The 21,183-nt window shown below is 36.2% G+C and carries 19 protein-coding genes and 1 pseudogene; 14 read left to right on the top strand and 6 right to left on the bottom strand.

All coding sequences use genetic code 11. The features are described from left to right. The 3 genes from elrC (at window position 1) to elrE (ending at window position 2,699) form a co-directional block, all read left to right on the top strand. Window positions 1–783, top strand: coding sequence for a WxL domain-containing protein ElrC (elrC, locus tag IGL36_RS10510; protein ID WP_002362540.1), 783 nt, complete (start codon window positions 1–3; stop codon window positions 781–783). A 39-nt stretch (window positions 784–822) separates the two neighbouring features. Further along, complete coding sequence (elrD, locus tag IGL36_RS10505; protein ID WP_002362542.1) at window positions 823–1,599, top strand: WxL domain-containing protein ElrD; 777 nt, start codon at window positions 823–825, stop codon at window positions 1,597–1,599. 74 nt (window positions 1,600–1,673) lie between these two features. Continuing rightward, the gene (gene elrE, locus IGL36_RS10500) at window positions 1,674–2,699 is read left to right on the top strand and encodes a transmembrane protein ElrE (protein WP_002376547.1); all 1,026 of its coding nucleotides are present in this window, start codon (window positions 1,674–1,676) and stop codon (window positions 2,697–2,699) included. A gap of 72 nt (window positions 2,700–2,771) precedes the next feature. Here the strand turns inward: elrE and IGL36_RS10495 are convergent. Further along, window positions 2,772–4,174 (bottom strand): annotated as a pseudogene (locus IGL36_RS10495) (IS3 family transposase). Between the two features lie 80 nt (window positions 4,175–4,254). Further along, window positions 4,255–4,968: an HAD family hydrolase gene (locus tag IGL36_RS10490; protein ID WP_002356474.1), complete on the bottom strand. Its 714-nt coding sequence runs from the start codon at window positions 4,966–4,968 to the stop codon at window positions 4,255–4,257. 327 nt (window positions 4,969–5,295) lie between these two features. Here IGL36_RS10490 and IGL36_RS10485 point away from each other — a divergent pair, with 327 nt between their 5' ends. After that, on the top strand, window positions 5,296–7,011 hold the full coding sequence (locus IGL36_RS10485) for an ABC transporter ATP-binding protein (protein ID WP_002391491.1): 1,716 nt from the start codon (window positions 5,296–5,298) through the stop codon (window positions 7,009–7,011). A gap of 43 nt (window positions 7,012–7,054) precedes the next feature. Here IGL36_RS10485 and trpS read toward each other — a convergent pair whose 3' ends face one another. After that, complete coding sequence (trpS, locus tag IGL36_RS10480; RefSeq protein WP_010717110.1) at window positions 7,055–8,065, bottom strand: tryptophan--tRNA ligase; 1,011 nt, start codon at window positions 8,063–8,065, stop codon at window positions 7,055–7,057. Between the two features lie 359 nt (window positions 8,066–8,424). Between trpS and spxA the strand changes: the two genes are divergently transcribed. From spxA to IGL36_RS10455, 5 genes are all read left to right on the top strand, one after another. Beyond that, window positions 8,425–8,823, top strand: coding sequence for a transcriptional regulator SpxA (gene spxA, locus IGL36_RS10475; RefSeq protein WP_002356477.1), 399 nt, complete (start codon window positions 8,425–8,427; stop codon window positions 8,821–8,823). A gap of 342 nt (window positions 8,824–9,165) precedes the next feature. Then, window positions 9,166–9,828, top strand: a complete 663-nt coding sequence (locus tag IGL36_RS10470; protein WP_002356478.1) for an adaptor protein MecA — start codon at window positions 9,166–9,168, stop codon at window positions 9,826–9,828. Window positions 9,829–9,916: 88 nt separating this feature from the next. Then, window positions 9,917–11,095, top strand: coding sequence for a competence protein CoiA (locus IGL36_RS10465; RefSeq protein WP_002372272.1), 1,179 nt, complete (start codon window positions 9,917–9,919; stop codon window positions 11,093–11,095). A gap of 47 nt (window positions 11,096–11,142) precedes the next feature. Beyond that, entirely contained in the window at window positions 11,143–12,954 is a 1,812-nt protein-coding gene (gene pepF / locus IGL36_RS10460) for an oligoendopeptidase F (RefSeq protein ID WP_002356480.1), read from the top strand. A 190-nt stretch (window positions 12,955–13,144) separates the two neighbouring features. Further along, complete coding sequence (locus tag IGL36_RS10455; RefSeq protein ID WP_002356481.1) at window positions 13,145–13,864, top strand: helix-turn-helix transcriptional regulator; 720 nt, start codon at window positions 13,145–13,147, stop codon at window positions 13,862–13,864. 282 nt (window positions 13,865–14,146) lie between these two features. Here IGL36_RS10455 and IGL36_RS10450 read toward each other — a convergent pair whose 3' ends face one another. Beyond that, entirely contained in the window at window positions 14,147–14,806 is a 660-nt protein-coding gene (locus IGL36_RS10450) for a ClpXP adapter SpxH family protein (RefSeq protein ID WP_002356482.1), read from the bottom strand. 63 nt (window positions 14,807–14,869) lie between these two features. Then, window positions 14,870–15,448, bottom strand: coding sequence for a CYTH domain-containing protein (locus IGL36_RS10445; RefSeq protein WP_002356483.1), 579 nt, complete (start codon window positions 15,446–15,448; stop codon window positions 14,870–14,872). A 196-nt stretch (window positions 15,449–15,644) separates the two neighbouring features. Between IGL36_RS10445 and IGL36_RS10440 the strand changes: the two genes are divergently transcribed. Genes IGL36_RS10440 through mgtE form a run of 4 tightly spaced genes read left to right on the top strand, consistent with a single transcriptional unit; the run spans window position 15,645 to window position 19,422 of the window. Continuing rightward, complete coding sequence (locus tag IGL36_RS10440; RefSeq protein ID WP_002356484.1) at window positions 15,645–16,319, top strand: GTP pyrophosphokinase; 675 nt, start codon at window positions 15,645–15,647, stop codon at window positions 16,317–16,319. 12 nt (window positions 16,320–16,331) lie between these two features. Further along, the gene (locus tag IGL36_RS10435) at window positions 16,332–17,129 is read left to right on the top strand and encodes an NAD kinase (RefSeq protein WP_002356486.1); all 798 of its coding nucleotides are present in this window, start codon (window positions 16,332–16,334) and stop codon (window positions 17,127–17,129) included. 7 nt (window positions 17,130–17,136) lie between these two features. Next, the gene (locus IGL36_RS10430) at window positions 17,137–18,030 is read left to right on the top strand and encodes an RluA family pseudouridine synthase (RefSeq protein WP_002362281.1); all 894 of its coding nucleotides are present in this window, start codon (window positions 17,137–17,139) and stop codon (window positions 18,028–18,030) included. Between the two features lie 30 nt (window positions 18,031–18,060). Further along, on the top strand, window positions 18,061–19,422 hold the full coding sequence (gene mgtE / locus IGL36_RS10425; RefSeq protein ID WP_002362548.1) for a magnesium transporter: 1,362 nt from the start codon (window positions 18,061–18,063) through the stop codon (window positions 19,420–19,422). 117 nt (window positions 19,423–19,539) lie between these two features. On the opposite strand, the gene cutC is transcribed toward mgtE, so the two are convergent. After that, a complete protein-coding gene (cutC, locus tag IGL36_RS10420) occupies window positions 19,540–20,169 on the bottom strand; it encodes a copper homeostasis protein CutC (RefSeq protein WP_002356490.1) in 630 nt (209 codons plus the stop codon). A 129-nt stretch (window positions 20,170–20,298) separates the two neighbouring features. Between cutC and IGL36_RS10415 the strand changes: the two genes are divergently transcribed. Beyond that, window positions 20,299–21,144, top strand: a complete 846-nt coding sequence (locus IGL36_RS10415) for a methyltransferase domain-containing protein (RefSeq protein ID WP_002380669.1) — start codon at window positions 20,299–20,301, stop codon at window positions 21,142–21,144. Window positions 21,145–21,183: the final 39 nt, after the last annotated feature.

Below are 21,183 nucleotides of genomic sequence, written 5' to 3'. Positions count from 1 at the left end.
ATGAAAAAAATTATCTTATCAACAATCCCCGCTATCACTTTAGGCGTGGCTATTGCACCAGAAGTGAATGCAGAAGAAAAAAACTATGAATCAAATGCCATCGTAGAATTTACGCCGGATACCTCTATCAACAAACCAGTCGATCCAGTGAATCCAGATACCGAAAAACCTGTTGAACCCTTTGACCCAACGACACCAGACACAGGCAATAAGCCAAATGAAGGAACAACTGGTCCACTAAGTATCGATTATGCTTCTAGTCTAGACTTTGGCAAAAATAAAATTTCAAATAAAGATGAAAAATATTATGCAAATCCACAATACTTTTTCTTGGCAGACGGTTCTGGTCCTGATTTGACTAATCCTAAACCAAATTATGTACAAATTTCCGACAAACGCGGAACGAATGCCGGTTGGGCCTTAACAGTTAAACAAGAAACACAATTAACAGCGACAAAAGAAACATTAAATAAAGTTTTAGACGGTTCAGAAATTAAATTAAGTCAAAACAAAGCTGTGTCTAATTCCAAAGCAGTCACACCAACTGCGCATGAAGTAACTTTAGTAGCTGGCGATTCATCAAATGTGATGTCTGCCGCTGAAGGTCAAGGTTCTGGAACTTGGCTTAGTGCGTTCGGTGGGATTGAAAAAGTGGAAGTTGACGGTGAAAGCGTAGATAAAAATACAGCAATCACATTAACTGTACCAGGAGCAACACCAAAAGATGCTGTTCAATACAAAACTGTTTTAACATGGACAATCGCTGATTTACCAAGCGTATAATTATTGAAACTATAACAATAGAAGAGAAGGAGCACTAATATGAAAAAAATGACCATCGCAAGCAGCTTAATTTTAGCAACCATCGCGGTAGGCACACTACCAGTTCAAGCAGAGGAAGTGGCTAATCGCGACACAGATGCTATTGTAAAATTTAAAGCACCAGATGAAAAAGATCCTAACAGCAAAAATCCTGTAGTGGATCCAGAAGACAAAGATGGCAAAGATCCTGTGACACCTATCGACCCAGTAAATCCTGACAAACCAGTTGATGAAGGTTCTACAGGCCCCTTAACCTTGGACTATGCTTCAAGTTTAAACTTTGGTGAAAATATCATCAGCACAAAAGATGAAATCTATTTTGCATCAGCACAAGTTTTAAAAGATAAAAATAATGTTGAAAAAACGGGTCCATTATTTGCTCAAATTACAGATAATCGTGGAACTTTAGAAGGCTGGACTTTATCTGCAAAACAAAATTCTGCATTTACTTCTGCTACAAAAGGTCAGACACTTGAAGGAACTGAAATTGTCTTTCAAAATGCTTCAGCTGTGACAGCAGGACAAAGCGCTGCACCAACAAGTTTAGCGAGCGTAACTTTTGGTACAGTTGGTGAAAGTCATAACGTGATGGTAGCCGCAACAGATCAAGGTGCTGGGAAATGGTCATACTTATACGGCAATGCTAGTTCAATTGCTGAAGTTGACGGCCGTCAAGTAATGAAAGATGTTCAATTAAAAGTTCCAGGTAAATCAGTTAAATTAAACGATGCCTACAAAACAACAATTACTTGGACATTAGCTAATACGCCAGTATAAAAAGAACCTTTTTGGAGAAAGGAAGAGGGGAACTCAGCCTTTCTCCTTTACATAGAAATGGAGTGTAGAGCGAAATGAAAAATAGATATTTTATTCTGATGATCCTAAGTTTTTATTTCTTTGCTTTTGGGATTGAAACCTCAGCAGCAGAATTACGATTTAGTGTTGAAACAGAAATTCCAGAAAACCAAATAGATAAAACAAAAACATATTTTGATTTAATGATGAAACCAGACCAAGAACAAATTTTGAAAGTTCGAGCGGCCAATAGTACAGATGAAAATTTAGTAATTGATGTTAGTGTGAAGTCGGCCACAACAAACAGCAACGGAGTGATTGAATATGGTGAGTCGTTGACAGCTTTAGATAAATCTGCACCAGCAGATTTATCAGAAATCATTCAACTGAAAGACGGCGGTGAGAGTGTTGAATTGCCTGCTAAAAGTGAAAAAGTAGTTGAATTGCGAGTGAAGATGCCTAAAGAAGAGTTTTCAGGGCAACTAGCGGGCGGGATCACGTTTAGTGAAAAAGTCGATGAAACGAAAGACAAGCAAAAAGAAAATACAAACGGCTTAGCAATTGAAAATCGCTATGCCTATACAGTAGCTGTTTTACTTCGAGAAAATGAAACAGTTGTACAACCAGAATTGTCTTTAGAGAAAGTTGAACCGACGCAAAGAAATGCGCGCAGTGTTATTTCTGCAACACTGTTAAACCATGAAGCAGCCTATCTTCAATCAATGAAAGTAACGGCAAATGTTAAAAATAAGAAAACAAATAACGTTATTTTAGAGAAAGAACAAGAAGATATGCAAATGGCGCCCAATTCAATTTTTAATTTCCCTATTCCTTATGAAGAAAATGAAATGGAAGCTGGGACGTATGTATTGGCAATGACTGTGGAAGGCTCAGGAAAAAAATGGCAATTTACGAAAGAATTTACGATCTCAAAAGAGGAAGCAAAAACATTTAATGAGAAAGATGTAACCGTCAAAAAAACGGAATCTAAACTTATTTATCTCTTAATCGGTTTATTGATCCTTTTACTGATAATCTGCCTGTTCATCATTTTACGTCTGAAAAAACAAAAAAATAAATAAAAAAAAGCCGTTCTTCTGTAGCGACCCCAAAAAGTTAGACTTTTTATAGAGTGGATTTTTCCACTCTATTTTTTATGCAGTTTTTTGATTGAATTGTCGAAATTCTACTGGGCTTTTCCAGTTAAGTTTTTCTTTGATTCGGTGATGATTGTAATAATAAATGTAGTTCTCAATTGCTTCTCTCAATTCATTTTGACTTTGATAGATTTTTCCATAGTACACTTCTTGTTTTAGGATACTGAAGAAATTCTCCATAGGAGAATTATCTAAACAGGTTCCTTTTCGAGACATACTTTGAAAGATATTGTTGTCCTTTAATGTTTGTATATAGACATTCATTTGATAAGCCCAGCCTTGATCAGAGTGAAAGGTGCGCCGATAGGGACAATCATTTGTTTGAGAAATTGCTTCTTTCAGACCTTCCATAACTGTTTTACCATTTGGTTGAGTAGAAAGGCTATAGCTTAGAATTTCACTATTATACATATCCATAAATGGATCTAAGTATAGTTTTTTCTGACGAAAGATGCCTGCGTTATCTGCTTCAAAGTACTTAAATTCAGTTGTATCAGTTGTAATTTTTTGATGAGGAACAGAGGTTTTAAATCGGCGACGAATCAAATTTTTAGCGATTTTACCAACGGTTCCTTTATAGGAATTATATTTTCTTGATTTCTTAGTAAAAGCTTTGACTTGTAACTTTAACTTTTGTATTAATCGCTGGACTTTCTTTTTATTCACTTGAAATCCACGTCGTTTCAATTCTTGGGTCATCCTTCTATAGCCATAATGTTGATGTTTTTTACGAATCGCTTGAATTTCTTCTTCAATGATTTGTGTTGAAGCTGTTCTGTCGAGGCGTTTTTGCCAGTACATGTAAGTAGATTTTGGAAACCTTAGGATTTCCAAAATATCTTTTAATCGAAAGTGTCTTCGGAGACTGTGAATGATTCGTGCGATTCGTTCATTTTTTGTTCGTCCTCTAAACGCAGTCTCCTCAATTCTTTTAAATAGGCATTCTCAATTTTTAACATTCTATTTTCTTTTTCTAGTTTCTCTACTTGAGATCGTTCACTTGGTAGTGGTTGGGGTTCATTTCGTTTCTTTTTAGACATGGTAGGTGGACGTCCTTTCTGTTTAGAGAGTCCCTCTATACCAAACTTCTGATACGTTCTAAGCCAATTCGCAATCAATGATGGATTGTTCATTTTTAGAAGATTAGCTACTTCTTGATAGGACAACTCTGTTGTTAAATATAACTCTATCGCATCTAGCTTAAATTGAACAGAGTAATTCTTATTTTTTCGACTGCGAAGTAGGCCTTCTTCACCAAGTTCTTTATAGGCATTTATCCATTTGCTTATTTGAGAACTATCTTTAAACCCATACTTCTTTGCGAGAAACCTTAGACCTCCTTGACCAGATAAGTAGTCATGAACAAGTTTAAGTTTAAATTCAAAACTGTATTTTGCCATACAAAAAAACCTCCAAAAGTTAGATTTCTAGGTCTAACTTTTGGGGGTCGGCTCACTTCAATTTGAAGAGCGGCTTTTTTTTAAAGATTAAATAATTTCTCCACAGTCGGACAAAGTTCGGTGAAACAAGTGACTTCTGCAAGGTGTGATGCAGGTTGGCAACTTGGTAGTTCACGAGAGCGGTGGTTAAACCAAAGAGAATGCCAGCCACCATTACGTGCGCCTACAATATCATTGTCATAACTATCACCAACATATAAAGTATGTTCAGGTTCCATACAAAATTGATTACAGGCTAAATCAAAAATTTCCTTTTCAGGTTTTTGAAAACCCGTACTTTGAGAAATAATGATATTTTGGCTTGGAACCCATTTTTCAAGATTCAATTGTTTAACTTTTTTAAATTGATGGTCTGTTGGACCATTTGTAATAATCCCCATCGGAATTTCTTTCTCTTGTAAAGTATCAAGAAGCTTAGTAACTTCTGGATGCATCGTAATATTATCCAATTCTTCTTCATAAACTTGTTGGAAAATTTTTCCTTCTTCTTGTGAAATTCCTGGATAGTTTAGATCCTTTAATGTTTCATTCATCCGGAAAAACCGCATGAAATCTAGGGACCATTCATTGGCTAAAACTTTCGGAAACGTTTCATCGCTGTGGTGTCTAAAACGAAGATACAATTCATGCATATCCTCTGTCGCAACGTTCGGGAAAATTTTAGTCATCGCATTTCGAAAGGGTTGTTGCTGATCGTACAGCGTGTCATCAACATCAAAAACAATGGTTCTCATTTAACAAGTGCACCTCTTAACTTTTTTACAAAACTTTTCATATGTTATATTGTAGCCGATATTTTCACAAATAAATAGAGTATTTTTCACTGTATTTCAAGGTTTTGTACAGAAATCAAAGCCTTGTGGGAAAAGACAATTATAGTTATTTTTACCGAAAAAATGGAAACGATAAATGAAAAAATATTCTGATAATGAAAAGTTTGTGAAAATGATTTTGAGTCAAAGTTACTTAAATAACACGTGTTCTGATATAAGTTAGAATTTTGCAAGAGACAGTCTTTTTCCGTATAATGAATGAGAATGAAGGGGGAGAGTTAGGGAGTTATGTTAAAGCGTTTTTTTGGGTATTATCGGCCGTATCGTCGATTATTTATTTTGGATTTTGGGTGTGCCGTTTTTGCGGGGCTGTTAGAGTTGGCTTTTCCAGTAGCAGTCAACCAAGTAATTGATAAGATTATGCCAAAAGGAGATTTTCGCCTCATTGCATTAGCTAGTGCGGGCTTATTTGCATTTTATATAATCAATACGTTTTTACAATTTATTGTGGTTTATTTTGGTCATATGTTAGGCGTGAATATTGAAACAGATATGCGTGAAGAATTATATCAACATCTGCAAACACAACCGTTTGAGTATTATGATAATCAAAAAACAGGGAAATTAATGAGCCGTTTGACCACTGATCTTTTTGAAATTTCGGAAGTGGCGCATCATGGTCCAGAAGACGTCTTTATTACGATTATGACGTTAGCAGGTTCTTTTCTATTAATGTTAACCATTCACGTGAAATTAGCCATCGCTACGTTTATTTTATTGCCATTTATCACGATTGCGCTAGGTTATTTTAATAAGAAAATGACAAAAGCGAATACGGATATTTACGATAATTTAGGTGAATTTAATGCTGGGATTGAAGCGTCAGTAAGTGGGATACGTGTCACGCAATCTTTTGCAAATGAACCATTTGAACGAAAACAGTTTAATTATTTAAATCAAATGTATCGAAAATCGAAATTATATTTTTATAAGGTGATGGGTGTCAGTTCCGCCTATAATTACTTATTAATTCGTCTGATAAATTTATTTTCATTAATTTTTGGTGCGTATTATACAATTAAAGGAGAAATTACAGAAGGCCAGTTTGTAGGGTTTATTTTATTAGCCAATATTTTTATTCGGCCGATTGAAAAAGTCAACAATATGATTGAAAGTTATCCCAAAGGATTTGCTGGTTTTAAACGTTTTACGGAAGAAATGGACAAACAACCGTCCATCAAAGATTTGCCAGGAGCTGTTGCTGTTTCGCATTTAGAAGGAACGATTGCCTATAAAGATGTTTCATTTGCTTATGAAGATGGCACAAAAGTTTTAGACCATATCAATTTAAAAATTCAACCTGGCGAAACCGTTGCTTTCGTTGGACAAAGTGGTTCAGGAAAAACGACCTTGTGTAATCTGTTGCCTCGTTTTTATGAAGTCAGTAGTGGTGAAATTACGATCGATGGTAGAAATATCCAGCAAATGACCTTGGCTTCATTACGTAAGCAGATTGGAATCGTTCAACAAGATGTGTTTTTATTCCCTGGAACATTACGAGAAAACATTGCTTATGGGAATTTAAACGCTACAGAAATGGACATTCAACAAGCGGTGAAATTAGCACATTTAGAACATGTAATTCAGCTAATGCCAGATGGCTTGGACACAATTATTGGCGAACGTGGCGTGAAATTATCGGGCGGTCAAAAGCAGCGAGTGGCAATTGCGCGAATGTTCTTGAAGAACCCGCCGATTTTAATTCTAGATGAAGCGACTTCTGCATTAGATACAGAAACAGAGCAAGTGATTCAAGAGTCATTAAACTCGTTAGCTGACGGGCGAACAACATTAATTATTGCCCACAGACTGGCAACGATTAAACATGCTGATCGAATAATCGTAGTGAGTGACCAAGGAATTTTAGAAGATGGAACACATGAAACTTTGTACGCGCAAAGAGGTCACTATCGTCGGCTGTACGATGCTCAATTTAGAACATAAAAAAACCCGCGAATAAAACTTCGCGGGTTTTTATTATGTTTAGTTAGCGCCGAACTTTTCTTCCCAAACCAACAGCATTTTTCATTCGTTGAAGTGTTTTGTTGCCTACCTGGCGAGCGTTTTCTGCGCCCTCATCTAAAATCATATCTAATTCTTCTGAAGCTAGAAGCTCTTGGTAGCGCACTTGAATAGGTTCTAATAAGGCAACTACTGCTTCTGCTAAATCTGCTTTGAAGTCTCCATAGCCTTTGCCTTCGTATGCTTGAACAAGTTCCTCAACAGTTTGACCTGTCGCAGCAGAATAAATATTTAGTAAGTTAGTAATGCCAGGCTTTTCTTCTTTATTATATTCAATTACACCAGTTGAATCAGTTACAGCAGAGCGGATTTTTTTGCGAATCACTGCTGGCTCATCAAGCATTGAAATAAAGCCCTTCACATTTGTATCGGACTTACTCATCTTTTTCGTTGGTTCTTGTAAGCTCATAATTCGACTACCTTGCTCAGCGATTTTTACTTCAGGCATCGTTAAAATTTCTTGATTTTTTTGGGCATAACGTTTATTGAAGCGTTCCACAAAATCACGTGTTAATTCTAAATGTTGTTTTTGATCATCTCCGACTGGCACTAAGTCAGCATTGTACAACACGATATCACCAACCATTAATGGAGGGTATGTTAAAAGACCAGCGCTTACGCCAGCACGACCATTTTTTTGCGATTTATCTTTAAATTGTGTCATTCGTTCTAACTCACCAATAGAAGTATTGCACTGAATGATCCAACCAGCTTCTGCATGGGCACTCACTTCAGACTGTATGAAAATTGTTGCTTTTTGTGGGTCTAAACCAACCGCTAGGTAAAGAGCTGCTAAGCTACGAATTTGTTGGCGTAGCTTTTGCGGTTCTTGGGGAACGGTAATGGCATGTTCATCCACAATACAAAAATAACAATTGTATTCATTTTGTAATTCGATAAATTGTTTCATTGCACCAATGTAATTTCCGATTGTCGGAGTACCACTGGGCTGAATACCAGAAAAAATTGTTTTCATTAAATAACCACCTGACTTTAGACTTAAGATAGTGAATAGTTCTATTATACATTTTATTAGAAAAAAATACATGGGAACTTCTTGAAAAATCACCAAGAGAAGTAAATTATAACAGCAACCATAAAAATAGAAAACTGTATTACTTTTTTACAGAATCATAACGAATATCCATAAAATTTCATAAAAATTAACCCTAATTTTACACGGATGTAATGAAGGAAAAATAAACAAAGTTAATAAAAAATGTTTAAAAACCCCTAGTATTTTTATTAGAAATTAGGTATACTGGTTTTAAATAGAGGAACAGTACAGTTCCCTGTTTCAGAAACGCGATGATTCGCGAAAAGGAGTGATGCACAATGTTGACACTTTATACTTCCCCAAGTTGCACGTCATGTCGTAAGGCTAGAGCCTGGTTGCAAGAGCACGAAATTCCTTTTAAAGAAAGAAATATTTTTTCTGAACCTTTAAATATTGAGGAATTAAAAGCAATTTTAATCATGACAGAAGATGGAACAGAAGAGATTATCTCTACTCGCTCTAAAGTTTTCCAAAAATTAAATATGGATTTGGACGAGCTTCCACTTCAAGATTTATTAGAGTTGGTTCAAGAAAACCCTGGATTGTTGCGTCGGCCAATTATGATTGATGAGAAAAGATTACAAGTCGGTTTTAACGAAGATGAAATTCGCCGATTCTTACCAAGAGATGTTCGACAACTGGAATTGCGCCAAGCACAATTAATGGCAGGTTTATAAAAAATATAAAATTTTGTTCTTTATTTGTTAATTGTAATAAAGAACGATTCATATGAATTTAGGGCCAGGGATTTTTATCTCTGGCTTTTTAATACATATTTAGAACTTGTATTCATTTGATTTGGCAGAACGTGGTCAAGGAAAAATAGTATCTTTTTTGGAGAGACTGCGTTAAGATGAAGAGGTAGAAGGAGCGAAAAACCAATCGTTAAAAAAGTTCAAAGTTTATAAAACGTTCGCTAGTTTTCGAGGATTTACAGACTTTCCACTTTACTTTTGTGTAGTTTTCGCTACAATGAACGTAAGAAGTTTCCTGATTGAAGCAAAGAGAGGTGTAGCGCTATGGAAATGGAACATATTAATGAAAATACGATTCGTGTGTTAATTGGCAACGAAGACCTGGCGGATAGAGGGATTACTTTTCTTGACTTACTAGGAAACCACAAAGATGTTGAAAATTTCTTTTATAGTATTTTAGAAGAAGTTGATGTCGAAGATGAATTCCAAGGCAGTGAAGCAGTCACTTTCCAAGTCTTGCCTAAAAATGATGGTTTAGAACTGTTTATTAGTAAAAATGTCGCTATGGACGACTTGTCTTCCTTAGAAGGTCTGAGCGAAGTCAATGCAGATGTTAGCGAATTAATTCGCAAACAAATTGAAGCAGACAAAGCAGCCGCCGATGAACTTGATGAGATGGAAGCCACAGATGAAACAAACAGAAATGTAATCTTTGAATTAGATAATTTTGAAGCGATGATCCAATTATCCAAAGAAGTCTTCATGCAATCTGTTTTGACTAACTTATACACGTACAACGATCGTTATTACTTACAAGTTTTGTTCTTAACCGATGAATTAGAAAAAACAAATGTTGACAATGAAATTGCACAAATTTTAGAATTTGCTCATAAAACAACTGTCACTCAGGATACTTTAGTCGAATATGGCACTTGTATTATGGAACGCAGTGCGTTGGAATTAACACGTTATTACTTTAATGATTAAGCAAAAAAGCAAAAACTTTCGAGTTTTTGCTTTTTTTTTGATGAAAATTAAGAAACTTTGCGTAGTTTATTTATGAGAGGTGAAAATCATGTTAACAGCTTTAACGGCAGACAACCAAGAATTATTTTCTTTAATCGATTGCTCGATTGATGAATTAACACAGATACGAAGCGAACAAGCTTTTGTGTGTCCAATGTGTCATCAATCGGTCATTTTGAAGGCAGGCCCCATTAAAATACCCCATTTTGCTCATCGTAAAAAGAATAGTTGTTGGTACGAAGCAGAAGCTGAAACAGAAGAACACCTCCGCTTGAAGCAGCTTTTTGTGGAAAAGTGTTTACGCGAAAAGCTGTCCTTTCAAGTTGAGGCATACTTACCCACCTTGAAGCAACGCCCAGATTTACTCATTGGGAAGATAGCCATTGAAATTCAATGTAGTCCATTGCCAATTAAACGTTTGGTGGAACGGACGGAGACTTATCAAACTCATGGCTATCAAGTTGTTTGGATTTTAGGTGAACGATTAGTGCCTAAAGACAAACTCACGCAATTAACGAAACAATTCCTTTATTTTTCGGAGTCCTTGGGATTTTATTTATGGTCGGCCAATAAGAAACAAGAACGAATAGAGTTACTTTGTCATATTGAAGAGAGTCAATGTCAACAATTTTATAGAAGAAAACAATCATGGGATTTTTACGAAAAACAATTACTAGAAATCTTCCGACTACCGACCGCTAATTTAAATTTACTGCCAGATAGACGGCACACTGGCCAATTGATGCATGATTATTATCAAAAATTGACGCAACAACTTGGTTACAGAAATGCTCAGTTGCTTAGAACACAAAGCTTTTTATACACGAAAGGTTGTCACCTTCTCCAGTTACCTCCTTGGTTTTACTATCCTGGATTGAAGCTAATACCTTCTTCTGAAGAAGATATTCATTTAAAAATGCTTGTTTGGGAAGCACTAAAAACCGAAGAAGAGCGTTTAGTGACCAAACAGGAACTATGGCGTATCTTGGAAGCTATTTTTTTTGAAGAAGGGAACTTTGTTTGGCAGCCACTGCCGAATATTGGCTTAAAAAAGCTTTTTAAAATTGTGGGAAATAACTTATTGAGATGGTTACAAGAATGTTATGTGTTAATTAAAGTAAACAATAAGTACCTAATAACTAGTATTTTCCTAAGAGAAGATCCTGAAAAGCTCATTCATTGGCTAAAAAAAGTGAAAAAACAACATTTTTTTAGTCACACGTGTTAAATTATGATAGTATAATGAGTAAAACGTTTCTTAAAGGAGAGTAAACTATGAGCGAAATTAAACAATTACCAACACGTGATGAAGTTCCAACTCCATTAACTTGGGATTTAACCAAAATTTTTAAAGATGATGCTGCTTTTGATGTTGCGTATAATCAGTTGACAGAAGAGCTAAATCAAGCAGAATCATTTAAAGGAACCTTAGGGAATGGTGCAGAAGCTTTTCTAGCTGCGTTAGAATACGTTTTAGATGTCTATAGAAAAGTGGAAACATTATATGTCTATTCTCATTTAAAAAATGATCAAGACACTACAAATACAGCTTACCAAGCTTTATATGCCAGAGCTAGTTCTTTATATGCACAAGTTAGTGAAGCTGTTTCTTGGTTTGATCCAGAGGTTTTAACATTAAGTGATGAACAAATTTGGGGATATTTTGAAGAGCAGCCGAAATTAGCTGTTTATCGTCACTATATTCAAAATATTTTAGATGAACGTCCCCATGTTTTATCGATGGAACAAGAAGCTTTACTGGCGGGGGCTAGTGAAATTTTTGGTGCCTCAAGTAATACATTTTCAATTTTAAATAATGCAGACTTAGAATTTCCAACTGTGCAAAATGCTGAAGGCGAAACGATTCAACTTTCTCATGGCGTTTATGGTCAATTAATGGAAAGTGTCGATCCATCTGTTCGTGAAGCAGCATTTAAAGGGTTGTACAAAGTGTACAAACAATTTAGAAATACATTAGCCTCAACTTTAGGTGCACATGTTAAAACACATAATTATAAAGCAAAAATTAGAAATTATGATTCTGCTCGGGCAGCCTCTTTAGCAAGTAATCATATCCCTGAAAGTGTTCACGAAACATTAGTAGCTGTAGTAAATAAACATTTACCTTTGCTACATCGTTATGTAAAATTAAGAAAAAAATTATTAAACGTAGAAGAATTACACATGTACGACTTGTATGCGCCTTTGCTAGGTGAAGCACCAATTCGTTACAGCTATGAAGAAGCAAAAGAAAAAGCAATTGAGGCTTTAAAACCACTAGGTGAAGACTATTTATCTATTGTTAAAGAAGCTTTTTCAAGTCGCTGGATTGATGTGATTGAAAATCAAGGAAAACGAAGCGGCGCATATTCTTCAGGAGCTTATGATACAGCCCCATACATTTTAATGAATTGGCATGATAGTTTGGATCAACTATTTACATTAGTCCATGAGATGGGCCATAGTGTTCATAGTTACTATACAAGAAATAATCAGCCGTATGTTTATGGCGACTATTCAATTTTCTTAGCTGAGATTGCTTCAACCACAAATGAAAATATTTTAACAGAATATTTATTACAAACAGAAACAGATCCTAAAGTACGTGCGTATGTCTTAAATCACTATTTAGACGGCTTTAAGGGAACCATTTTCCGTCAAACGCAATTTGCGGAATTTGAACATTTTATTCACACGGAAGATGCTAAAGGCACGCCATTAACGAGTGAATATTTGAGTGAGTATTATGGCGAGCTCAATGCTAAATATTATGGACCAGAAGTAGTTAGAGACGAAGAAATCAGTTACGAATGGGCGAGAATTCCACATTTTTATTACAATTACTATGTTTATCAATATGCAACTGGCTTCTCAGCCGCTTCGGCATTGTCTAAACATATTTTAGCTGGAGAAGAGGGAGCTTTAGAGAACTATCTTAACTACTTGAAAGCAGGAAGTAGTGACTTCCCAATTGAAGTGATGAAAAAAGCGGGCGTGGATATGACACAAGCCGCGTATATCGAAGATGCAATGAAAGTTTTTGAAGAACGTTTAACGGAATTAGAAGCTTTGGTTGAAAAATTATAAGTCGTAACTTCTTAGTAAACATAAAATATAAACCTGGTTTTACACAGAATAGTAAATATATCTGTGTAAAACCAGGTTTAGTTATATAATTAAATAGATTGTTGCTGTTATATAAAAGAAAGCAAAGATTCTTTGCTTTCTTTTATATCAAGCTTCTATTATCTTTAGAGTAATAAAAGGAGGTTTTTTTTTGAACATAGGGAATTCATTAAAAATGAGAAGAAATGAATTAGGATTGACACAATCAGAGGTTGCTGAGAAATTATACGTTACTAGGCAAACAATTTCTAACTGGGAGAATAATAAATCATATCCTAATATTGATTGTTTAATTGAACTAAGTAATCTTTATGAAATGACCTTGGATCGATTATTGAAGGAGGACAATACGATGGTGGAGAAACTTTCGAAAGATATTAGAGAGGGACAGAAGTACAAAAAATTATTTTTAATATTATTAATTATAGTACTATGTATAGGTGGATATTTTACTATTTTACAACTTCGTCTGAATAATTTTTATAGCGGTGTCAAAGAATGGAATCAAAATGGTCAAACTTATAATTTAATAGAAGATAACATTCAATATCATGTGGTTAAAATTGATAATTATAATCTGTTTACAATTCCAGAAGAATTGGAATTAATGAGTTCGTATATCTCTGAAAACGAAAAGTTTAATATGTATTATAGCGGTGATGATTCGAATATAAAAATTTACTGGACAACAGGAGCATTAAATGGGTTAGAGTTATCTTTTGATAAAGAATTCATCTTTGACAATGTAAATCAAAGAAATAAATTTTCTTATGAGATTCAGGAATTAATAAATAAAAATTTAGATAAGGATAAAAAAGAACTAACCATATTATATAAGCAGACTAAAAATAAATGGGAAGAAATAAATTAGCTTGTGTTAAACCGAATAAAATTTCCTCGATTTTTTGAGTTAGTATCGGCGAGTATTGTCTGATAGCGTTCCAAGAGGTTAGTCGATGAACTGAAATAAATATTGGTGGTCGATACAAATTTCGGTGTTAATATTTAAAAGTACATAATATATACATGGCCCCATTCCATAGCTGTCTTTTATAAGAACAAATCATCAAATGTAGCAGTATTAGACTTTATCTATTATTATAGAACATGGTGAAAATAGTAAAAGAAGGGCCAGTAAACTGGTCCTTCTTTTTTATAATAAATGTAAATGTCCATTTGGAAAATGATAATTGGAGCGGCGTTTAAATTCAAAGGTTGCGTCACCTTGGTCCAGCAACGGTTCGTTATGTGGATGGACACGACAAAGTTGTTTAATTTCATCCATGTTTTCAAAATTTTCGACTAAAATGCCGAAATCGTTCTCGCAAGTATAGTTGTAAACGACTGCGGTAGGATGTTGTTTAATCCCCATTTCTCGAGCAACTTTTTGGTCGGTTTGGAAAGATTCTTTGACAAAATCGGATTGTCGGTCTTTACGATACATATCAATATCCCCGCCGGCCGCTAGAAGTAGTTCTTCTGATAACTCAGGAGAGTAAGCTAGACCGTCTTCAGCTACTGCTTTTTGTAAGCCAATCAACAATTGTCGGCCTTTTTTTCGGCCTTGTAACTGTGCTGCTTTATAGTCAAGAGCGGCTGAGTATAAATCTTCAAAAATTCGATTCCGTCGTTTAATGTCATTAATCGGAATATGTTGACGACTCAAAAATTCATTGATCGTTTTCATGTTTAATAAAGGAATAAAGCGCAATTGTATTTTCTTCTTGTCGTTAACAGACAATTGTATAATTTCTTTTTCAATTTCTAAACAGACGCCGCCTAAAGGATTGACGAACAAATAAATTTCAACCATTCATACTTCCTCCAATGCCATGCTTTTTCAAATACAGGTGCCAGAACGTCAGTGCTTCGAATACTAAGGGGCAGTGGTCCGCATCATGCGTTGAATCTTGTTAGGTGCAAGCGTAATGGGAATGTTCAAATCAGCCATTAATGTTTGAAACGCTTGCTTGCCGCTTTCAGCTTCAGTAACTTCTAACTCTAATTCAAAATCGTGCTGTTGGTTATACCAACTTTCGTCTAACGCAAGTAGTCCTTGAGGAATTTGTTTTTCTGCACGTGCTGTTTTTAATGAACCAATTAAATGGATCGAGGCGATTTCAATACCTAATTCTTGTAATTTCTTCGCCACAGCCCCCTCAGTAGGGAGGTGATTCCTTTTGATAAAGTGGTTCGCCGTCTCAAGCGATAAAGGGTCATTGATTTCTAATAATCCTTCTGGCGCAGGAACTTTTAAGGTTAACTCACCACGATCTGCTAATACGCGAATTCTTAAGCCCATTCGTTGTGCTTTTAATTGAAAATCGTCCGTATCAAAATAATGATTTGTTTGCGTAAAAAAGTCCGTTTTTTGAATAGCAAAATGGTCGATTAATCGTTTGAAATCTTGCGGACTAACTAATGTTTTAAATTCAATTTCTAAGTGCTCACTCATGGGGTTCTCTCTCTTTCTTAAATCACTCCAATTTTCACATATTATATAGGTTTCCGTCAAGAAAAGTGGTCTTCTCTGTGAAAAATTTTTCTAATGAAAGGCGTTTGGAAATCAAATAGCGAATAACACCCTATTTTAGGGAGGACTGTGGTAAAATAATCAGTGAATGAAATTCAAGGAAATTGAGGGATCTACCATGGAACGAGAGTGGGAGCTGTTTTTAGCGCCATATGAACAGGCGGTCAGCGAATTAAAAGTAAAACTACGAGGTATTCGTAAACAATTTCGGGAGCAAGATAAACACATACCAATTGAATTCGTTACAGGACGTGTGAAACCAGTAGATAGTATTTTGACAAAGACGGCTATTCGGCATATTCCTTTAAATCGGATTGAAGAAGAAATGCAAGACATTGCTGGTTTGCGGATTATGTGCCAATTTGTGGAAGACATTTACCAGGTAGTCGCACTTTTAAGAAATCGTAAAGACTTAAAAATTGTGGAAGAACGGGACTACATTGAAAATAAAAAAGAAAGTGGCTATCGTTCGTACCATGTGGTGGTGGAATATCCTGTGCAATTAGTCACCGGGGAAAAGATTATTTTGGCCGAAATCCAAATTCGGACACTCTCCATGAATTTTTGGGCAACGATTGAACATTCTTTGAATTATAAATATCAAGGTGTCTTTCCTGAAGAAATGAAAGAACGCCTTCAGCGAGCGGCAGAGGCAGCCTATTTATTAGATGAAGAAATGTCATCTATTCGTGAAGAAATTCAAGAAGCACAACATTACTTCTCTCATGGCCGTGGATTGCTAGAAAACGAATACTATAAGCAAATTAAAAACGAAACACCAGAAAATCAGTAAAGGAGTCTGCTTATGAAAGTGGCGATTGTTCATAACTCGGAAGAAAAATCGAAACAAGTCACAAAACAACTGACAACACTATTAGAGCAAAACCAAATTCAAATAGACAATCGTCAACCTGAACTTGTGATTTCAGTCGGCGGAGATGGTACGCTTCTTTCCGCTTTTCATCGATTTAATCATCTGTTAAACGAAGTAAGTTTCTTAGGTGTACATACCGGACACTTGGGTTTCTATACAGATTGGCGTGATTATGAATTAAAAGAACTAGTTGAGAGTTTGTGTATTCATCGTGAAAAAAGTACGAGTTATCCATTATTAGATGTGCGGATTCGGTTTAGAGATGGGAAACCAGATAAACATTTTTTAGCATTAAATGAATCAACAATTAAACGAGGAAACCGGACGATGGTGGGCGATGTGTTTATTAAAGACGAACTGTTTGAACGATTTCGTGGTGATGGGTTGTCGATTTCGACCCCAACCGGCTCGACTGCGTATAATAAAAGTATTGGTGGGGCTGTTTTGCATCCTAGCATTAATGCGTTTCAGTTAACCGAAATCGCCTCCTTAAACAATCGTGTCTTTCGAACATTGGGGTCACCGATTGTAATCGCACATACGGAGTGGCTGGAGATTAAATTACAGGAAAGTGATGATTATTTTGTCACGGTGGACCAATTAGATATTTATCAAGAAAATATCGCTTCTGTCTGCTATCGAATTGCAGACGAACGGATTCATTTTGCCTCTTATCGGCACATGCATTTTTGGCATCGAGTGAAAGATGCCTTTATTGGTGAGGATTAATTAAACGATGGAATTTCAATGGACATACGACAAAGAAACAACACAACAAGTGAAATATTTTTTAAAGGAACAAGGCGTTTCAAAAGGGTTATTAGCTAAGGTGAAATTTCAGGGTGGTAAAATTCAAGTGAATGGGACCGTTCAAAATGCCATCTATCCTTTACAAACTGGCGATGTCGTTAAAATGACGATTCCAGATGAAGCGGAACATGAGACATTATTAACAGATGATGAACCGATTGAAATTGTGTTTGAAGATGATCATTTTTTAGTAGTTAATAAGCCTGCTGGCATTGCCTCGATACCTGCTCAGTATCATCCTTCAGGAACGATGGCGAATCGTGTTAAGGGGTATTACAAGCGACAAAATTACGTGAATCAAGTTATTCATGTCGTGACTCGTTTAGATCGAGATACTTCTGGGCTGATGTTATTTGCGAAACACGGCTTTGCTCATGCTTTAATTGACCAAGAATTACGAGAAAAAAAAGTGACAAAAATTTATTATGCCCTTGTTGGTGGAGCGATTGAGCAGTTAAACGAGCATCAATTGATTGAAAAGCCAATTGGGCGCGACTTGTCCTCTTTATTAAAACGCCAAGTTATCGAAACAGGTCAATTTGCTAGTACAGAATATTGGCTCGCAAAAAGAGGAGCCCAAGCAGCAGCTGTGCGCATTCAGCTCCATACAGGACGAACACATCAAATTCGGGTACATTTTGAAGCAATTGGCTGTTCATTGTTAGGGGATGAGATGTATCATGGAAAGATGGATCAAGGAATTGAGCGGCAAGCGTTGCATTGCATGGAACTAATTTTTACTCATCCTTTTACCAAAGAAACGGTTCATCTGATTTCCCCACTAGCGGAGGATATGAAAAGTGTAGATGATACGTTATAATAATAAAGAGGCAGGAGGGGAAAGTGTAAGATGAATGAAGGCCAAGAAATGGAAGAGCAATTTGCCCTTCTTTTAGAAACGCTAAAAAATCAACAAATGAACGAATTTCGTGAGCTATTTTTAGCGTTACACATTTATGAACAAGGACAATTTTACCAATCGTTAGATGAAAAAGACCGACAACATTTATACAATTACCTATCTCCGAAAGAACTAGCGGATATGTTTGATGTTATCGAAGAAGATAATGAGAATATGAAAGATTATTTAGCTGAAATGCGTCCAAGTTATGCAGCCGATATGTTAGCTGAGATGTATACCGATAATGCGGTGGATTTACTAAATATGTTAGATAAAAGTCAAAAGGCGAAATATCTTAGTTTGTTAAGTAGTGAAGAAGCAGGCGAAATTAAAGAGTTACTTCATTACGAAGATGAAACTGCTGGGGCGATTATGACCACCGAATTTGTTTCGATTGTGGCGAATCAAACAGTGCGTTCTGCGATGTACGTCTTAAAGAATCAAGCGGACATGGCGGAAACAATCTATTACGTTTACGTAGTCGACCAAGAAAATCATTTAGTCGGCGTTATTTCGTTGCGGGATTTAATTGTTAATGATGATGATACCTTGATTGCTGATATTTTGAATGAACGGGTTATTTCAGTTCATGTTGGCGATGACCAAGAAGATGTCGCGCAAACAATTCGGGACTATGACTTCTTAGCTGTGCCAGTTACAGATTATGATGATCATTTGTTGGGGATTGTAACAGTTGATGATATTATTGATGTTATCGATGATGAAGCCGCTAGCGACTACTCTGGTTTAGCCGGGGTCGACGTTGAGGAAGTTAGTGAGAACCCCTTAAAAGCCGCTTCTAAACGATTACCTTGGTTAATTACGCTGCTGTTTTTAGGGATGTCTACGGCCTCGTTAATCAGTAATTATGAGTCGTTAGTTAGCGAAGCGAGTATTTTAGCCGTTTTTATTTCTTTAATTACCGGAACAGCCGGCAATGCCGGAACACAATCATTGGCGGTCGCGGTACGCCGTTTGGCTATGAAAGATGAAAAGGATAGTAATTTTGGTCGCTTAATCTTAAGTGAAGTGCTCACGGGACTAGTGACGGGGGCTGTGACAGGTTTAACCATTATGATTGTGGTTGGCGTGTGGCAACATAATCTTCCGCTTGGATTTGTGATTGGGATGGCAATGCTCTGTGCAATTACTGTGGCGAATTTAGCAGGGAGTTTAATCCCAATGTTAATGGATAAATTAGGGTTTGATCCCGCAGTTGCCAGTGGCCCGTTTATTACTACCTTAAGTGATTTAACCAGTGTATTAATTTATTTCAATATTGCCAGCATGTTTATGCGTTATTTTGTTTAAAAAATTGCACTTATTTATCATGAGACTGAGGTAAAAGGATTCGTTGGTTTGCTTTAAATCAAAAAAGTGAGATAGCCGTTAATACGACGGCTACCTCACTTTTTTAGATACAAGAAATTAAACAATTTTTGTGCCATGGACTTCTGTGACTTTTAAAGTGTCCATCACAGTTTGAACGTTTTCTGTGGAAATACCGCCACCTGGTAAAATAAGAATCCGTTGATCTGCGTAGACAATTAATTCTTTTAAATGATCAAAGTTGTCTTCGATAGGGGTACCAGCTGGCCCGCCATGAGTTAAAATACGCGTCACACCACGCTCAGCTAACCAGTCGATCGCCTTAAATTGATTTTCTTTCGACAAGGCATCAAAAGCCATATGGAAAGTGATTTGCAAGCCTTCAGCCGTTTCAATGAATAAGTCCAAAGCTTCTTCATCTAACCAACCGTCCTCAGTTAAACAGCCAATAACAATGCCGTCGGTTCCTAATTTCTTTGCTTCGATTAAATCGGTATGCATAATTTTTAATTCAATATCATTATAGACAAAATTGCCGCCACGAGGACGAATGATTGTCATCACTGGTACAGAATGTTCGCCAGCGTATGCTAAGACTTCTTCAATAACACCAGTACTTGGCGTCGTTCCACCCACGGCTAAGTTATCGCATAATTCGATGCGATTCGCACCTTTTTGAATGGCTTGGGGAATCTTAGTGAAATTTTCGGCACAGAATTCTTTAATCATTTCTTATCGCTCCTTGCTTTTTCTTCACAGGCATTGTACCATAATTCTGCTTACTACCATAGCCCTGAAAAAAAGAGTGCAACTTTTTATAAGAGAAAATGTTCATTTAATGAACGTAAGGAGTTTTAAATGTTAAAGAAAATTGAACGAGCACAACAATTATTGAAAAAAGAAGCAGCCGTATTTCGCTGTCCAACTTGTCATGAACCAATGCATGTAGAAGGGGTTGGTCTGATTTGTCAACAGAGGCATCAATTTGATTTATCCAAGAAAGGCACGCTATACTTTCTAAATCATGGCGTCCAGACAGAATATAATAAAAAAATGTTTACTTCCCGAGGAAAAATGATTCAAAGTGGCATGTACGCGCCTGTTTTAAACAAAATTATGCACTATCTTCCTCAAAATAAAACAGTAGTCGATGTTGGTTGTGGTGAAGGGAGTTTTCTAGCTGAGTTAAGTCAAGCAGGCTTATCTGGACTGAAAATCGGGTTTGATTTATCAAAGGAAGGAATCTATTTAGCAAGTAATCAGCCAATTGATGCGTTTTGGTGTGTGGCGGATTTAACGAATTTGCCATTTGCGGATCAAGGACTTGATACGATTTTAAATATTTTTTCTCCTTCACATTATCAAGAATTTCGGCGAGTACTAAAAGCTGATGGGACTGTGATTAAAATTATTCCTGAAGAGAATTACTTAAAGGAATTACGAGCGGCTTTTTATCCCAATGACGAAAAGAAACAAAGTTATTCCAATCAAAAAGTAGTCCAACGTTTTGCCGAGGAATTAGCTGTGGAAGTAGATGAACGAATAACTTATTGCTTTGACATTCCCGAGGAAAGACGGTTGGATTTATTAGAAATGTCGCCATTAGAGTGGCAAGTTTCTCAAGAAGTTAAAGCCGAGCTACAACAGCGACCATTGGAAAAAATCACGATTGACGTCCGCTTGTTAGTAGGTCGTAAAAGATAGACTTTTTTGTGAAGAAAATCCTAAAAAAGTCTTGCAATA

The organism is Enterococcus sp. AZ011, assembly GCF_050548355.1.
Taxonomy (GTDB): domain Bacteria; phylum Bacillota; class Bacilli; order Lactobacillales; family Enterococcaceae; genus Enterococcus; species Enterococcus faecalis.
The sequence above is the reverse complement of the archived record's forward strand: the minus strand, read 5'-3'. Positions and strand labels throughout refer to the sequence as shown.

Coding starts and splice junctions, on each gene's coding strand:
- IGL36_RS10470 (WP_002356478.1), top strand. CDS start 9,166: ATGGAAATGGAACATATTAATGAAAATACGATTCGTGTGTTAATTGGC.
- elrE (WP_002376547.1), top strand. CDS start 1,674: ATGAAAAATAGATATTTTATTCTGATGATCCTAAGTTTTTATTTCTTT.
- IGL36_RS10415 (WP_002380669.1), top strand. CDS start 20,299: ATGTTAAAGAAAATTGAACGAGCACAACAATTATTGAAAAAAGAAGCA.
- trpS (WP_010717110.1), bottom strand. CDS start 8,065: ATGAAAACAATTTTTTCTGGTATTCAGCCCAGTGGTACTCCGACAATC.
- elrC (WP_002362540.1), top strand. CDS start 1: ATGAAAAAAATTATCTTATCAACAATCCCCGCTATCACTTTAGGCGTG.
- spxA (WP_002356477.1), top strand. CDS start 8,425: ATGTTGACACTTTATACTTCCCCAAGTTGCACGTCATGTCGTAAGGCT.
- IGL36_RS10485 (WP_002391491.1), top strand. CDS start 5,296: ATGTTAAAGCGTTTTTTTGGGTATTATCGGCCGTATCGTCGATTATTT.
- IGL36_RS10430 (WP_002362281.1), top strand. CDS start 17,137: ATGGAATTTCAATGGACATACGACAAAGAAACAACACAACAAGTGAAA.
- cutC (WP_002356490.1), bottom strand. CDS start 20,169: ATGATTAAAGAATTCTGTGCCGAAAATTTCACTAAGATTCCCCAAGCC.
- IGL36_RS10450 (WP_002356482.1), bottom strand. CDS start 14,806: ATGGTTGAAATTTATTTGTTCGTCAATCCTTTAGGCGGCGTCTGTTTA.
- IGL36_RS10465 (WP_002372272.1), top strand. CDS start 9,917: ATGTTAACAGCTTTAACGGCAGACAACCAAGAATTATTTTCTTTAATC.
- IGL36_RS10490 (WP_002356474.1), bottom strand. CDS start 4,968: ATGAGAACCATTGTTTTTGATGTTGATGACACGCTGTACGATCAGCAA.
- mgtE (WP_002362548.1), top strand. CDS start 18,061: ATGAATGAAGGCCAAGAAATGGAAGAGCAATTTGCCCTTCTTTTAGAA.
- IGL36_RS10445 (WP_002356483.1), bottom strand. CDS start 15,448: ATGAGTGAGCACTTAGAAATTGAATTTAAAACATTAGTTAGTCCGCAA.
- elrD (WP_002362542.1), top strand. CDS start 823: ATGAAAAAAATGACCATCGCAAGCAGCTTAATTTTAGCAACCATCGCG.
- pepF (WP_002356480.1), top strand. CDS start 11,143: ATGAGCGAAATTAAACAATTACCAACACGTGATGAAGTTCCAACTCCA.
- IGL36_RS10440 (WP_002356484.1), top strand. CDS start 15,645: ATGGAACGAGAGTGGGAGCTGTTTTTAGCGCCATATGAACAGGCGGTC.
- IGL36_RS10435 (WP_002356486.1), top strand. CDS start 16,332: ATGAAAGTGGCGATTGTTCATAACTCGGAAGAAAAATCGAAACAAGTC.